This is a genomic window from Mycobacterium paraffinicum (assembly GCF_001907675.1).
GTDB lineage: Bacteria > Actinomycetota > Actinomycetes > Mycobacteriales > Mycobacteriaceae > Mycobacterium > Mycobacterium paraffinicum_A.
Genome location: NZ_MPNT01000007.1, coordinates 222,144 through 235,487, shown reverse-complemented (window position 1 = coordinate 235,487; position 13,344 = coordinate 222,144). Strand labels below are relative to the sequence as shown.

The following is a 13,344-nucleotide window of genomic DNA, read 5'->3' as shown; positions in this document are numbered from 1 at the left end:
TGATGATGGAGGCGGGTAGGCCGTTGTGTTGGCCGAGTTTGCCCGAGGCCAGCAGGGCCCGGTTGGCTGCCAGCAGTGCGTCGTGGTTGCGTTGGGCCGCCGAGCGGGCGTCGCGTTCGATCGCGTCTTGGCTGGGGGCCCCGTCGATGCAGGGGGTGTCGTCGAGCGGGTTGCACATGCCGGGGGCGGCGAGTTTGGCCAACACGGCTTCGATGGTGGCGCGGGCTTCGGGGGTGAGCAGTCCGCGCAGCTCCGCCATGCCGTCGGGGCCTTGTGTGCCCAGGGTCAGGCCGCGGCGGCGGGCGCGGTCCTCGTCGCGGTAGGTGCCGTCGGGGTTGAGGCAGTCGGCGAGGTGATCGGCGAGCTGGGCCAAGTGTTCGGGCCGGTAGTGGGTTGCGTGGGCGGCTAGGTCGGCCTCCACGGCGGCGCGGGTGGCCGCGTCGATCCAGCCGGGTAGGTGGCGGAAGAATTTGCGGATCACCGCCACCTGCCCACCGCCCAGTTTCCCCTGGCGTTGGGCGGCCGCGGTGGCCGGCAGGACCGGTTCCAAGGGTTCCCCGGTCAACCCGCGCCGCGGCCCCAGATCGGTCGCCTCCTTGACCCGCTGTGACGCCTCGGCGTGGCGGATCAACGTGGCCTCGGCGATCGCATGCGCCAGCGTGCCGCCCAACTCTTCCGGACTGGCCTGGCAGGCCAGGTTGTTGATCACCGGATGCTCGATCGCGGGCAGCTGACGGCGCGCCTGCTCGCAGCGTTCCAGCATCGCCAACTGCTGCGAAACGGTCATCGCCTCCACCGGCAGCGCACGCGCGCGAGCCAAAACTGAATCCAAGTCGTCGAACACCGCCTCGGCGTCGAGGTGACCGCGTGGACTCATACCCCAAAGCCTAGGAACACCTACCGACAAATAATGCCATCCTGGGACCACTGAAACGAAAGTGGTGCAAGTGATTTCAGAGACCGCGGCGGGATTGGGAGATAGTAGCGCGCCGGTGAGCGGCCGATGCAGTGCCGTCCCAGGACGGGCTGGTGGTCAATACTTCGGTGCCGCCCTCGGTGATGTGGACGGTGTCGCGCCGGAAGACCGCCCCGACGCCCTCCTCCCAGACATACCCGGTGATCGCCAACACCATGCCGGCCTCTAGCTGGTCGAGTTCGCCTGCGGCCAACAGGGTTTGGGACACCACGGGCGGATCAAATCCGAGGCCCAACCCGTGCGCGATCGGCATCGGCGGAATCGGTTCACCGGCCGCTCGATAGGCGGCCAGCAAGTCGGAGGTGGGCGCGCCGGGTCGGCAGGCCGCAAGCATGTTGTCGCACAACACATCTGAGCGACGGAATAGCTCGGGGGCGGCAGAACCACCGGCCGGCCAGGTCCGGCCCACCTCTGCGACGTATCCGTTCGCCAGGGCCCCGGCGGCGAACGCGACCAGGTCACCCTGCCGCACCTCGCCCGATCCTGCGCGCCGCCAAGGGTGTTCCTTCGACGTCACCCATGCCGCGTCCTGGGTGGCGGGTGTGCTCACCCCGCCGGCCGCCATGGCCTCCATCATGGCGCCGGCCAGTGTCCGCTCCGAGACGCCCGGCGCGAATTCGGACAGCGCGGCAGCGAGTCCGCGTTCGGCAACCCGGAGCGCGGTGTCCATCGCGGCAATCTCGTCGGCCGTCTTGACGCGCCGTGCGGCGCGCATCGCCGGCTCCGCGTCGACGAGCTCGGCATTGGGGAACGCCTCGGGCAGCAAGGCCGCGAAAGTCGGTGTGATCGCATCGGTTCCGACCCGACGCGCGGTGTCGGCGCCGTCGATCTTCTTCAGCACGTCGATGAGCGTTATCGGGTTCCACGCCAGTCCGTACAGATGATCGTGCCCGATCTCCTCCGGAACCCCCTCGTCGTCGGTGCTGTTCAGATAGATCTCGCCGGACCCGCGCACCAGCACACACATCGGGCCGAACGGCCGCGTCCCCGCGATCCACAACTGCGGTGCGCCGGTCACGTAACGAATGTTGGCCTGCCGCCCGAGCACCAGGATGTCCAGCCCGTGCGCGTCCATCTGCGCCAGCGCGCGTTCCCGACGCCCCGTCCGCAACGCGGCGGGGTCGGGCAGAACGTCAGTCGCCATAGGGGGAATAGGGGTAGTCGGTGATCGGCAGGTAGCCGTCTTCGGTGATCACCACGATCTCCTCACTGCGATAACCGCCCGTCCCGTCTTCCCACACCACGGGTTCCAGCACCAGCACCATTCCGGCCCGGAAGACGAAGTTGTCGTCGAACTCTTCGCCGAGATCCGTGCCGATCATCGGAGCTTCGGCGGGATAGGTACCGATGCCGTGGCCCAGATAGAAATGCGGTAACCAGGGTTTGCGGCCACCATTGGCGGCGATCGCCGCACGCGCCAGGTCACCGGAGGTGACACCGGCTTTGGTCACCGCGAGCACCGCGTCCATGATCGCCCGCCATTGTCGAAACTGGTCCTGCTGTCTCTGGGTTGGCGGTTGGCCGACCACCCAGGTCCGGCCGAAGTCGGAGCAGTACCCGGCATACGTGATGCTGATGTCGGTCCACAGCACGTCACCGGCGGCCAGTTCACGACCGGTGGGGAGCAGCGGCAGTGCCAGATCGCCATGCGTCGTCCACACCCCGGCTTCCCGGGAACTCGGCATCACCTGCCAGATGGCCTCCAGCATGTTGGTGGTGGCGCCCAGCTCGAAAGCGCGCCGCACCAGCGTGGCCGACAGGTCGATCTGGCGGACTCCCGGCGCCAGCGCCTGCTGCACGTCGACGATCGCCTGTTCCGTGATGCGGGTGGCCCGGCGAAGGCAGGACAGCTCATCCCGGGTCTTCACCAACTGGGCGGCGCCGACCACGATCGCCGCGTCCGTGGGCTCGCCCCCGGGGAACAGCTTGCGGCCGGCCCTTCGCATCGCGCCGGTCAGTTCGTCGACGGCGACGTTCGCGCCCGGCGGGACCAGCCCCGCCAGCTCGCGCGCGAATTGCTCGACGCCGTGGTCGAATTCGAGATAGACGGGTCCGTGCAGATGATCGTCGGGCACCGGTGACTCCGAGGACGCCCCGCCGCGGAACGGCATGAACAGGTGCGGGTGTTCGTCGTCGGCGAGCACGACCGCGACCGGCCGCTCCACATGGGACAGACCGGCGTCCAGCAGCGGCCAGCTGGCCCCCGTCGCGTACCCGACGTAGCCGTTCATCAGCAGGATCAGCGCATCGACACCGTGGTCGGCCATCGCCGCGCGCAGCCTCGCGCCCGTCTCGGAACGCATGCGCGCCCGATCCGGCTCATCGGGGATCTCGATGAGCGACCCAGGGGGGCTGAGTGATCCGGTCATCTCAAAGGCGATTCCGATCTCGTCGACTTGGGCGAGCCCCAGGCCATCCACCCTAAATGAGGCGCACACGTGGGTGTCGCCGAACTGCGATTCGAAGCCGCCGCGGGTCTCCTGGCGTTGCGGCGGTGTCATGACGGCGGCAGCTCGTGGCTCGGCACCGCAACGCAACGCCTTCCAGCGAACTCGCCGCGAAGGTCCGCTGCGGCGCCCACAGGCCGGGAATACAGTCTGCGTATGAATCCGCTGCAGCGGGTCGCTCGCAACCCCGCGGCCTACCGCCGGCTCGTCCTGACCGGTCGGCCCGTCGCGGAAAGTCTTGAGGCGCTACTTCGCTTCGCGACGACCGGGCGGTTCGGTGTGCTCGATCTCGCGGGCCTGCCGAACGTGCAGATCACCACGTCGGGCCGCAAGACGGGCCTGGCCCGTACGGCGACGGTGCAGTACGTGCCGGTCGACGGCGGGCTGCTGCTGGTCGGCTCCAACTGGGGCCGAGAGCGCCATCCCTCATGGTCGGCGAACCTCAAAGCGACACAACGCGTTACCGTCCGCAGGCACGGCCATCGCTTCGTCGCGTCGGTGCGGCTGCTCACCGGCGCGGAACGCGACGAAGCATGGTCCACGGCGGTGGCGCACTGGCCGAACTACCAAATCGCCCAGGATCGCGCGGGCCGGCGCCAATTCCGGCTATTTCTCCTCACGCCCACCGCGTAGGGGTCGCGACGACCGCTAACCCGGGTGAGATTTCTGCAGATGGGCGATCTCGCCACCCCAAACGGATTGGGCCCCAGCATCACCCACGCGGTAGATCTGGATCGTCGATGCGACGGCCACGGCGAGCACCAGTATCGCGATGGTCGCCCGGACCACCACGCGGCTCTGGTCCGAGCGGCGTTCGATCACGTGCATCGCCACGAGCACCAGGGCGGCCGCCAGCAGTGCGGCGGAGAAGTAGGTCATCGTGCTGCCCAGGGCGGCGTGCTTTTGCAGGATGGCGCTGGGTTCGGCCCTCAGGTCGTAGAGCCATTCGCCGGCGTTCACCGTGATCGGCGTCAGCACCATGGTGACGGCGGCCGATAGCACTGCCAACCACAACAGAGGGCCGCGCCGCGCCGTCGGCCAAAACACGCACACGATCTCCAGCAGGGCGGTCAGGGGCACGAGCACCACCACGAAGTGCAGCAGCAGGGCATGGGCCGGCATGCCGTTGATGACGGTCAATCGGGCTCCTTGGTAGTGGGCGGTCAGCTCGCGGTCAGCCGCCGAGCCCCTTCTTGATGGCCGCGTCCTGTTTCTGGCCGACGTCGTTGACGAAATCCGCGGGGGCCAGCGTGTCGGGCGGTCCGTCGAACTGCAGCGTGACGAAGGCCCTGCCCTCGGTGAACAGCAGCAGGGTCACACCCTTGTTGCGGTCGGGGGAGTTGCCCAGCAGGGTCGTTCCGCCCGTCCCGACGTTTGCGGCTTGCGTGGTCGGGTTCTTGATCACGTCACCCTGAGCGCCCTTGGCCGCGTTCAACGCGTTCGTGGCGGCGCCGGGGTCGGCCAACACCTGGATGGTGTCCTTGATGACGTGGCTGCCGTCGTCGTCTTTGAACGTCGTCGCGACGCCCGGCTGGCCGTTCGGGTTGCTGATCGGCGGGCTGGCCGTGAACTGAATCGGGGCGTTGATGTCGCCGGCCTGGATCAGCAGTCCGGTGTAATCGCCCGGCTGCGCGGGAGCCGACGACGCCGGCGCCGAGCTCTGGGCGCTTGAAGCCGAGCTGGAGGTTCCCGGCTTCGACGTCGAGGGCGTCGAATTCTTGCCGCCGCACCCCGCTACCGCCACCGCCACCGCCGTCGTCGCCGCGATGCCCGCGGCCACCGTCCGTGAAGTCCTCATCGATCGAGCCCCCTTCCCAGGCAGCCTTCGGCGCCGCAGTCGAGTTCGTTCCCGAATCGCACAGTACATTGCGGCGTGACGCGGGCGTGGCGCCGAAGGCCCCTGGCGGGCGATGAGTGTTAGTCCAATTGGTCGCGCAGGCAGCGCAGGGTGCTGGCCAGGATGCGGGAGACCTGCATCTGTGACACCCCGATGCGCTCGGCGATCTGGCTCTGCGTCATCGACTCGAAGAACCGCATGCGCAAGACCTCGCGTTCGCGTTCGGGCAGGCCGGCAACCAGGACCCGCAGGGCCTCGCGGTTGGTGATGTGTTCGATCTGCGGATCGATGCCGCCAACCGCGTCGGCGACCAGGCGGGGCGTGCCCGAACTGTCGGTGCCCACCGGCGCGTCCAGGGAATCCAACCGGTAGGCATCGCCGGCCACGAGGCATTCGACGATTTCCTCGCGGGGGACTTCCAGCGCCTGTGCCAGCTCGCCCGCGGTGGGCGCGCGCCCAAGCTTCTGAGCCAGATCCCCGGTCGTCCGGCTGATCTGCACGTGCAGCTCGCGCAACCGCCGCGGGACCCGCATGCCCCAGCTGTAGTCGCGGAAATACCTCCGCACCTCGCCCATCATGGTGGGGACGGCGAAGCCGATGAAGCTGGGTCCCTTGGCGGGATCGAACCGATTGACGGCGTTCATCAATCCCAGGCGTGCCACCTGGACGAGGTCGTCGATACCTTCACCGCGGCGGGCGAAGTGGCTGGCGACATGGTCGGCCAGGGGCAGGCATCGGGCCACGATCCGTTCGCGTTGGCGGCTGTACTCGTGCGACTCGGCAGGCATCTGACGCAGCTCGACGAACATCTGGACCACGTCGTCGTAGGAATCGTCGGCTTTTTTGTCGCGGCACTCGGCAGGGCGCGGGCGTGGGGTCGTTATTACATCGGTCATAGGCGCACGCGCCCGGTGTCGGCGCGGTCGATCCTCAAAAGTCCTGCATACAAAACGATTTGCATTGCTGACTCACTCCTCTGAGTCGTGTGCAGCGAGACATGACAGCTATCTCGCCGCCCTCTATCCGCCGGACTCGTTATCGATCCAACACACACGGATTACCGAAGGGGGATGACTCGGGTGTTCGTCGCCGGAGCCATATCAAGCTCGGTAGCCATGCGGCTGACTGGCCGCTTTGAGCTAAACGGCGACACGTCCAGAACGGACTTCATTGGTGACTATACGCCCCTTCGCGCGCGCCCGCGATCGCTTGGCCCGATTGGGTCTGAAACGGACGTGTCAGGTCGAGGTTCTCATTTCCAGCCGCGCTGGGTACTGTTCGCCTAATGTTCGTGACCGAATTCGTACGACGTGTCGTTGACCGATGCCGAGAGCCGGTCACGCACAACGCTTTCCGACACCGATGGTGGTGAACGAGGCAGAGCGCCTGCTGGCCGGCCGCGCGGTGGTGGTGGCCGGCGGCAGCCGCGGGATCGGGCGCTCGGTCGCCGAACTGCTCGGCGCCCTGGGCGCCGGCGTCGTGGTCAATGGGCGCGACGCGGACGCCGTCGCGGAGACCGTCGCCGCCATCACGGCATCCGGCGGGCGGGCCACCGCGGTGGTCGGACCCGCGAACTCCGAGCGCATCGCCGGGGCGCTCGTCGACGACTGCGTCCGTACTTATGGGCAGCTGGACGGCCTGATCAACTGCGCGGGAATCGCCGAGCCGCCCGGCTCCTCGATCTTGAACATCGCACCGGACGATTTCGACCGCCTGATCAGCGCCCACCTGGGCTCGGCGTTCCACACGTGCCGGGCGGCCGCCCGTGTGATGGCCGCGCAGGGGCACGGCGCGATCGTCACGACCAGCTCGGTCGCCTTCCTGGGCGACTACGGCGGCACCGGCTATCCCGCGGGCAAGGGAGCGGTGAACGCCATGACCATGGCCGTTGCCGCCGAACTGAAGCCGCACGGCGTACGGGCCAACGTGGTCTGTCCCGGCGCCAGGACGCGGCTGTCCACGGGCGCCGAGTACGAACGACACATCGAGGACCTGCACCGCCGCGGTTTGCTGGACGAAACGACCATGCGCGCCTCGCTGGACAGCGCCCCGCCGGCCTTCGTGGCCCCGCTCTACGCGTATCTGGTGAGCGACCTCGCCCAGGGCGTTACGGGCCAAATCTTTGTTGCCGCAGGAGGATTCGTCGGTAGTTTCGACCGACCGACGCCGCGGCTGCTGGGCTATCGGGATCACCATGAGGCCGAACCCTGGTCGGTCGATGAATTGCACACGATGATCGGGCTCAGGATAGCCGCCCACTGAGCGGCCCGACAGCAAACCGACCCCGCCCCCGCGTGCCCGGGTCGGGGCGAGCCCGGGCCGCCGTTTGAGGAGCACCGTCATTTCTCCGGCGGGCCACCGGAAAGTCGCACGTTGGGGGTGTGCGTCGCGGTCCCGCGTCATACGCTGTCCTGCGAACCGCAGGAGGGTGTTTTGACAATGCAACCGAACCCGCTAGACCCAGTTGCCAGCGAACGGCTGTCGCACGCAGGCAAGGTGTTCACTTCCGATCTGTCCATCAACGAATTCGCGCTGCTGCATGGGGCCGGATTCGAGCCGATCGAACTGGTGATGGGCGTCTCGGTCTACCACGTCGGTTACCAGTTCACCGGCATCCGGCAGCAATCCGAGCTGCCCGTGCTCACCGACGCCACCTACCGGGCGCGGTGGAATGCGATGTCGCGGATGCAGGCGGAGGCCGATTCGCTGGGCGCGGACGGCGTGGTCGGCGTCCGGCTCGAATGGCGGCATCAGGGCGAGGGCGAGCATCTGGAGTTCATCGCGGTCGGAACCGCGGTGCGCTACCTCGAGAAGCCCGGGGTCTACCGGCGCCCCAACGGGCAGGCGTTCACCAGCCATTTGTCCGGGCAGGACCTGACGACCCTCCTGCGGTCGGGGTTCGCCCCAGTGGCGTTCGTGATGGGCAACTGCGTGTTCCACATCGCGGTGCAAGGGTTCCTGCGCACGCTGAGCCAGGTGGGCCGCAACGCCGAGATGCCCCAGTGGACGCAAGGGAGCTACCAGGCCCGCGAGCTGGCCATGTCGCGCATGCAGAGCGAGGCCGAGCGCGATGGCGGAACCGGCGTCGTCGGCGTGCATTTCGCCATCTCGAACTACGCGTGGGGCCATCACACCGTCGAGTTCTATGTGGCCGGAACCGCGGTGCGTCGCGCCGGCGAGCCGCAAACCCTGACGCCGTCGTTCGTCCTGCCCATGAGCGATTGATGACGAGCCTCGATCAGCAGCGGGTCGGTCACGCGATCGGGACGACGCTGGCCGGCCCTGGGGGAGTCGGGCTGGTACTCAGGGTCTTCTGCGGCGTTCCCGGAGTGATCCTCATTCCGGCGCGGCGGGGGTTCTTCCGGTCGCAGCCCGAGCGGGTGCAGATCGGCGACTGGCGTTACGAGGTCACCCCGGACGGCCGCTTGAGCGCCGCCCACCTGGTCAACGGCATCGTTCTGGCCGAGGAGGTGCTCGCTGCCGGCGCCGTCGGACCGCACATCGCCCGCGCGCTCGGCCAGCTGGTGAGCAGTTACGGTCCGACGATCATGCCCAACATCGATGCGGCCCTCGAGGTGCTCGAGGCCGGCGCCGGCCCGCGCTGACGCAGAATCAGCGCGCTGGTCTAGATGCGACCGGCGGCAAAGTCAGCCGCCTGATCAACCATGCCGGCTTCGACGTACTGCCGATGCGCAAGAGGGTTGGTGGCGTCCGAGCAGATGGGGTCGCCGGGCACGCACAATTCGATGGTCTTGCCCGAATACGGCGGGCCGATCGTCACCGGCGGCTCGTTGATGATGCTCATGAACTGGCTCGACGGCTTTCCGAACAGGGCGACCGCGGCCACGTGGTTGGAAACCTCGACCGGCATCGGCTGCAGCGCCCGCACCAGGTGCACCCCGTCGGGCACGGCGCTTTCGGTGACGAAGCCGATCACGGCCGCGCCCTGGGAGTACCCGCCCAGCACCATCCTGGTTCTGGGGCACGAGACCGCCATGTGTTCGACGTGCGCGCCCGCATCGCTGATGCCGTCCACGGCCCGCGGGAAATCCGTCGTCGCCGGGTAGTCGACCGGGTAGACGCCCAGGGACCTGCCGCCGACGTGCGAGCGCATGGTGTCGACGAAACTCTGGCCGATGCGGCCGACGCCAGGGGGCTCGTTGGTACCCCGCGCGAACACCACCTCGACATCGGGGCACGGGTCGCCCGCGGCCAGGGGAGCAACCGGAAGCGCCCAAAAGGGTGCCAGCACAGCACCAATCAGACCGGCGAGGGTATGCGCCTTCACAGCGCGATCTTGTCACAGGCTGGCGTAGCGCGCGCGTTGTGCGGCGACGGCCCACCGCCGGACTATCGCGGCGAGCCGGGCCCCGGCGGATGGGATCCTCTGTGCGCCAAGGAACCGGCGGCGCGCAGCACGCCGCGGAACGCGTAGGCGGCGGTCACGATGGTCAGCAGGATCAGCAAGACGAACATGGGCAGCCAGTTGCTCCTGCTGTGGTCGACGTCCCACCAGATGATGGTGAACAGCACCGCGCAGACCAGGAGCACCAAGTCCCGCCAGTTGCCCTCGTAGGACAACGCCGCCTTGCGCAGCGCCCGGCCGCGGTCGGCGGTCTCGATCAGGTCGTCGATGCGGGCGTCGATGGTGCGCTGTAGCTCGGCGCGCCGGGTGGCGGCCTCCGGCGGCAGCCGCTCCAGCAAGTCCATGTCCTGCGCGATCAGGCCCCGATAGTCGGGCCGCCGGAACTGGCCGGCGGCGACGGCCAACATCGCCCCACCGAAGACGGGCGCACTATTGAGCGCGATCTGTCCGAGGCCGGTCATGCCCGCTCCTTATGGTTGTCGTCAACCGAGCCCGTCGCCGATTGTCACGATGCCCTGAAGGGGCGCCGCCGCGTGCGCGGCGGCTCGGGGGTTTGCAGCGCGTCCATCGCGCGCAGCAGCTGCGGATAGGCGATCGCCGGTCCCAGCCAGCGGGTGAGGTAACGGCGCAGATCGGCGCCGCTGCGCGGCGGCCGCCCCGGGTCGGCGAGGAAGGAGTGCAGCACCCGCAGGCTGAATTCATTCAGCTCGTCGAGGCCGGCTTCGTCGAAACCGTAGCTCTCCCAATCGATGTCGTAGCGGTGCAGCATCGCCCGTCCGAACGCCAGGGCGGTATCGGAGATGATCGAGACCTGCTGGCCGCCCCGGTGGCGCTGACTCAGCACGAATTCAACCTGGTTGTCCGACGCCAACTCTTCGATGGCGAACGCCATCCCTTCGGTCATCGCCACGACCGGGTCGCTGACGCCCTCGAGGTGGGCGGCCATCCGATCCGGGAACCCGTCGGCCGACCGCATCGCCGATGCCACCAACAGCGCCTGCGTCCCGGGGAAGTAGCGGTAAACGGTCTGTCGGGTCACCCCGAGCGCCCGCGCCACGTCGGCGATCCGCATCGCCGAGCCGCGTTCGTCGATGATCCGGTCGGCTGCGTCAAGGATGCGCTCGATCGCCTCCTCGTCGGAGGCGGGCGTGTCTCCTGACCAACCGTGACTGCGCATCTATCGACCGGCAAACCCGTAGTCGTCGATCCCCACAGCCGGATCATAGCGGCTGGGGGCCCGCGACCGGCGCTGGTTAACACGACCGGACACTTCCGCCATTATGTATGATCACCACGAACAGTGGGGTGCCGCGCGGCAGGAAGGCCGAACTTTGCACTACGACACCGTGATCACGAACGGCCGCTGGTTCGACGGGACGGGCGCTCCCTCGGCGCGCAGGAACATCGGCGTGCGCGACGGCCGGGTCGCCACCGTCAGCCCGGAACCGCTCGACACGACGGGCGCCGAGTTCCTGCGGGCCGGTCAGGAAGCCGCCAGCCTGACGCCGGTGGCGTGAACCGTCGACACCTAATCCGTTGCCGCACAGTCGGTCAGGCGACGGAGGCGCCCAGGATGAGGTTGACGGCCTCATCGAGTTGCCCCTCGATCTCGTCGAAGCTGACGAACCGGGCCGTCATCAGGGCGCCGGAGAAGGTGATCTGCAGCGTGGACTTCACGGCGCGCGGCCAGCCGGGTCCCAGAGCGGCCCCGATCCGCATCGACACCTCCTGCCCGATTTGCTCCCGAATCGGCCGCACCGCCGGGTCATCGGCCATCAGTGCGGCGCCGCAGGCGGCGGTCAGCTCCGGCTCGTCGGCGACCACCACGGCCATGTCTCGCAGCGTCGCGCTGACCCGCGTCTTGGTCGTCTCGTTGACGTCGGTATGCAGTGGCAGCTCGCGCAGGAAGCGCAGATACACGGCCGCCACCAGGGCGCTTTTCGACGGAAAGTAGGTGTAGGCGCTGGCCGGCGAAACCCCGGCGCGGGTCGCCACCGAGCGCATCGTCAGATTGGCGTACGACGACTCGCGCAACTCCTCCAGCCCGGCGTCGAGGACCTTGCGGATCGTCTGCCCCGGTCTGCGGTCGGACCTGCGCGCCGCATCTTTAGACACCCGTCCAGTGTAGGAAGGCGTTGCGCCCGCGCGGCAGCGCGACCTGCCCGGTGCGGGCGGCGTCTAGCGGACAGCTGTCCAGAACAATCTAGAGTTGCGCCTATGGCCGAGGCGGACCGGCGGCGCTGGGACGAGCGGTACGCGACGAAGGCGCCGCCGGCGGTGGAGGCGGTGGGGCCGCCCGAATTCCTGGCGCCCCATGCCGAGCTCCTTCCCGCCGCGGGAAGGGCGCTCGATCTCGCGTGCGGTCCGGGGCTGGCGGCAGTGTGGCTTGCGACGCGCGGGCTCACCGTGCGCGGCGTGGACGTCTCGCCGGTGGCGGTCGCCCAGGCCCGTGACCTGGCTCAGCGCGCCGGGGTCGGCGACCGGTGCCGGTTCGAGGTCGTCGACCTCGACGGCGGGCTGCCGGCCGGACCGCGCGTGGATGTCATCCTCTGCCACCGATTCCGGGACCGTCGCCTCGACCGCGCGATCGTCGAGCGCCTGGCGCCCGGCGGGCTGCTGGCGATGGCCGTGCTGAGCGAAGTCGGCGGTTCCCCGGGGCCGTTTCGCGCGGTCGCGGGCGAGCTGCCCGCGGCGTTCGCCGACCTCGATGTGCTCGCCGCCGGTGAGGGTGCGGGCTGCGCGTGGCTGCTGGCGCGCGCAGCCAACACCGCTGAGTAGCAAGCCTTTTCGCTGCAGGCGACGTGGCGCCCGGCGCGCTGGCGACCGAGCTGGGCGAATCGGCGTCCGGCCCGGCGGTCTGCAGGTAATGTCACGCGCATGGAGCGGCGCGTCCTCGAAGCGGTGATCTACGAACGCGAGCCGCCGATTGCGCGGATCATCCTGAACCGGGTCGACAAGGCCAACACGAAGGACGCGGTCCTGGTCACCGAAGTCGACGCGTGCCTGCACGAGGCCGACCGCGACAAGGAGATCAGGGTCGTCATCCTCAAGGCGAACGGAAAAGGCTTCTGCGGGGGACACGTGGCCCGCTGGGGCCCCGACGAAAATCCGTACCCGGACTTCGGTGAGACCTTCGAAGACCTGTACAAGGGCACGGCCGATCTGTTCTTGTGGCCGACGTTGTATCTGTGGGAATTCCCGAAGCCGACCATTTCCGCGATTCACGGCTACTGCATGGGCGGTGGGATCTACCTCGGCCTGCTGACCGACTTCTGCGTCGCATCCGAGGACGCGTACTTCCAGATGCCGCTCGCCCAAAGCCTCGGTGAGCCCGGTGGCCACACCATGATCGAGCCGTGGTTGCTGATGAACTGGCATCGCACCATGGATTGGCTGCTGCTGGCCCCGACGCTGTCCGCCCAACAAGCTCTCGATTGGGGGCTGCTCAACAAGGTGGTGCCGCGCGAAGATCTCGACGACACCGTCGAGGAGATGGCACGCAAGATCGGCCAAATCCCGTTGACGACGCTGATGGCGGTGAAGAACAACGTGAAGCGCGCGTGGGAGTTGATGGGGATGCGGGTCCACCTGCAAGTCAGTCACATCCTGACCAACATGGTGGGCGCCGCCACCGACGTGCAGGCCCGGCGGGCCGAGCTGAAGCAGTCGGGCATGAAGCCGCGCGAGTTCGTCGGCCATGACGAGGACTCTTAGCGCG

General features: G+C 68.4%; 17 protein-coding genes. 7 read left to right on the top strand and 10 right to left on the bottom strand.

The features are described 5' to 3' along the window. The 3 genes from BRW65_RS10785 to BRW65_RS10775 all read right to left on the bottom strand — a co-directional run. Positions 1-877 (bottom strand): 13E12 repeat family protein (locus BRW65_RS10785; RefSeq protein WP_139272983.1); only part of this gene is annotated, 877 nt, incomplete at its 3' end. Positions 878-953: 76 nt separating this feature from the next. After that, a complete protein-coding gene (locus BRW65_RS10780) occupies positions 954-2,120 on the bottom strand; it encodes a M24 family metallopeptidase (protein ID WP_073874340.1) in 1,167 nt (388 codons plus the stop codon). Beyond that, the gene (locus tag BRW65_RS10775) at positions 2,110-3,345 is read right to left on the bottom strand and encodes a M24 family metallopeptidase (RefSeq protein WP_073874364.1); all 1,236 of its coding nucleotides are present in this window, start codon (positions 3,343-3,345) and stop codon (positions 2,110-2,112) included. The genes BRW65_RS10780 and BRW65_RS10775 overlap by 11 nt, the downstream gene beginning before the upstream one ends. A gap of 234 nt (positions 3,346-3,579) precedes the next feature. Between BRW65_RS10775 and BRW65_RS10770 the strand changes: the two genes are divergently transcribed. Beyond that, positions 3,580-4,056 (top strand): nitroreductase family deazaflavin-dependent oxidoreductase, encoded by a 477-nt coding sequence (locus BRW65_RS10770; RefSeq protein WP_073874338.1) that lies wholly within the window; start codon positions 3,580-3,582, stop codon positions 4,054-4,056. Between the two features lie 15 nt (positions 4,057-4,071). Here the strand turns inward: BRW65_RS10770 and BRW65_RS10765 are convergent, their stop codons facing one another. From BRW65_RS10765 to BRW65_RS10755, 3 genes are all read right to left on the bottom strand, one after another. After that, positions 4,072-4,563 carry a DUF2231 domain-containing protein gene (locus BRW65_RS10765; RefSeq protein ID WP_073874336.1) on the bottom strand — a complete coding sequence of 164 codons (492 nt, stop codon included), beginning with the start codon at positions 4,561-4,563 and terminating at the stop codon, positions 4,072-4,074. Between the two features lie 34 nt (positions 4,564-4,597). Then, positions 4,598-5,221, bottom strand: coding sequence for a hypothetical protein (locus BRW65_RS10760; RefSeq protein WP_073874334.1), 624 nt, complete (start codon positions 5,219-5,221; stop codon positions 4,598-4,600). Positions 5,222-5,340: 119 nt separating this feature from the next. Next, positions 5,341-6,156 (bottom strand): SigB/SigF/SigG family RNA polymerase sigma factor, encoded by an 816-nt coding sequence (locus tag BRW65_RS10755; protein ID WP_073874332.1) that lies wholly within the window; start codon positions 6,154-6,156, stop codon positions 5,341-5,343. Between the two features lie 472 nt (positions 6,157-6,628). Between BRW65_RS10755 and BRW65_RS10750 the strand changes: the two genes are divergently transcribed. The 3 genes from BRW65_RS10750 to BRW65_RS10740 all read left to right on the top strand — a co-directional run bounded on the left by BRW65_RS10750 (position 6,629) and on the right by BRW65_RS10740 (position 8,865). Then, a complete protein-coding gene (locus BRW65_RS10750) occupies positions 6,629-7,522 on the top strand; it encodes an SDR family NAD(P)-dependent oxidoreductase (protein ID WP_244168057.1) in 894 nt (297 codons plus the stop codon). 177 nt (positions 7,523-7,699) lie between these two features. Beyond that, positions 7,700-8,485, top strand: coding sequence for a heavy metal-binding domain-containing protein (locus tag BRW65_RS10745; RefSeq protein WP_073874328.1), 786 nt, complete (start codon positions 7,700-7,702; stop codon positions 8,483-8,485). Then, entirely contained in the window at positions 8,485-8,865 is a 381-nt protein-coding gene (locus BRW65_RS10740; RefSeq protein ID WP_073874326.1) for a DUF5073 family protein, read from the top strand. The genes BRW65_RS10745 and BRW65_RS10740 overlap by 1 nt, the downstream gene beginning before the upstream one ends. Positions 8,866-8,885: 20 nt before the next feature. Here BRW65_RS10740 and BRW65_RS10735 read toward each other — a convergent pair whose 3' ends face one another. The 3 genes from BRW65_RS10735 to BRW65_RS10725 all read right to left on the bottom strand — a co-directional run bounded on the left by BRW65_RS10735 (position 8,886) and on the right by BRW65_RS10725 (position 10,803). Continuing rightward, on the bottom strand, positions 8,886-9,512 hold the full coding sequence (locus BRW65_RS10735) for a cutinase family protein (RefSeq protein ID WP_073874324.1): 627 nt from the start codon (positions 9,510-9,512) through the stop codon (positions 8,886-8,888). Positions 9,513-9,610: 98 nt separating this feature from the next. Next, positions 9,611-10,087 carry a hypothetical protein gene (locus BRW65_RS10730; protein ID WP_073874322.1) on the bottom strand — a complete coding sequence of 159 codons (477 nt, stop codon included), beginning with the start codon at positions 10,085-10,087 and terminating at the stop codon, positions 9,611-9,613. A 44-nt stretch (positions 10,088-10,131) separates the two neighbouring features. Then, positions 10,132-10,803, bottom strand: coding sequence for a TetR/AcrR family transcriptional regulator (locus BRW65_RS10725; protein WP_073874321.1), 672 nt, complete (start codon positions 10,801-10,803; stop codon positions 10,132-10,134). A gap of 103 nt (positions 10,804-10,906) precedes the next feature. On the opposite strand from BRW65_RS10725, the gene BRW65_RS10720 reads away from it, so the two are divergent. Continuing rightward, positions 10,907-11,143 (top strand): hypothetical protein, encoded by a 237-nt coding sequence (locus BRW65_RS10720; protein ID WP_073874319.1) that lies wholly within the window; start codon positions 10,907-10,909, stop codon positions 11,141-11,143. 34 nt (positions 11,144-11,177) lie between these two features. Here BRW65_RS10720 and BRW65_RS10715 read toward each other — a convergent pair whose 3' ends face one another. Then, complete coding sequence (locus tag BRW65_RS10715; protein ID WP_073874317.1) at positions 11,178-11,741, bottom strand: TetR/AcrR family transcriptional regulator; 564 nt, start codon at positions 11,739-11,741, stop codon at positions 11,178-11,180. Positions 11,742-11,843: 102 nt separating this feature from the next. Between BRW65_RS10715 and BRW65_RS10710 the strand changes: the two genes are divergently transcribed. Both BRW65_RS10710 and BRW65_RS10705 read left to right on the top strand, forming a co-directional pair. After that, a complete protein-coding gene (locus BRW65_RS10710) occupies positions 11,844-12,404 on the top strand; it encodes a class I SAM-dependent methyltransferase (protein WP_073874315.1) in 561 nt (186 codons plus the stop codon). Between the two features lie 99 nt (positions 12,405-12,503). After that, on the top strand, positions 12,504-13,340 hold the full coding sequence (locus BRW65_RS10705; RefSeq protein WP_073874313.1) for an enoyl-CoA hydratase-related protein: 837 nt from the start codon (positions 12,504-12,506) through the stop codon (positions 13,338-13,340). Positions 13,341-13,344 lie beyond the last annotated feature (4 nt).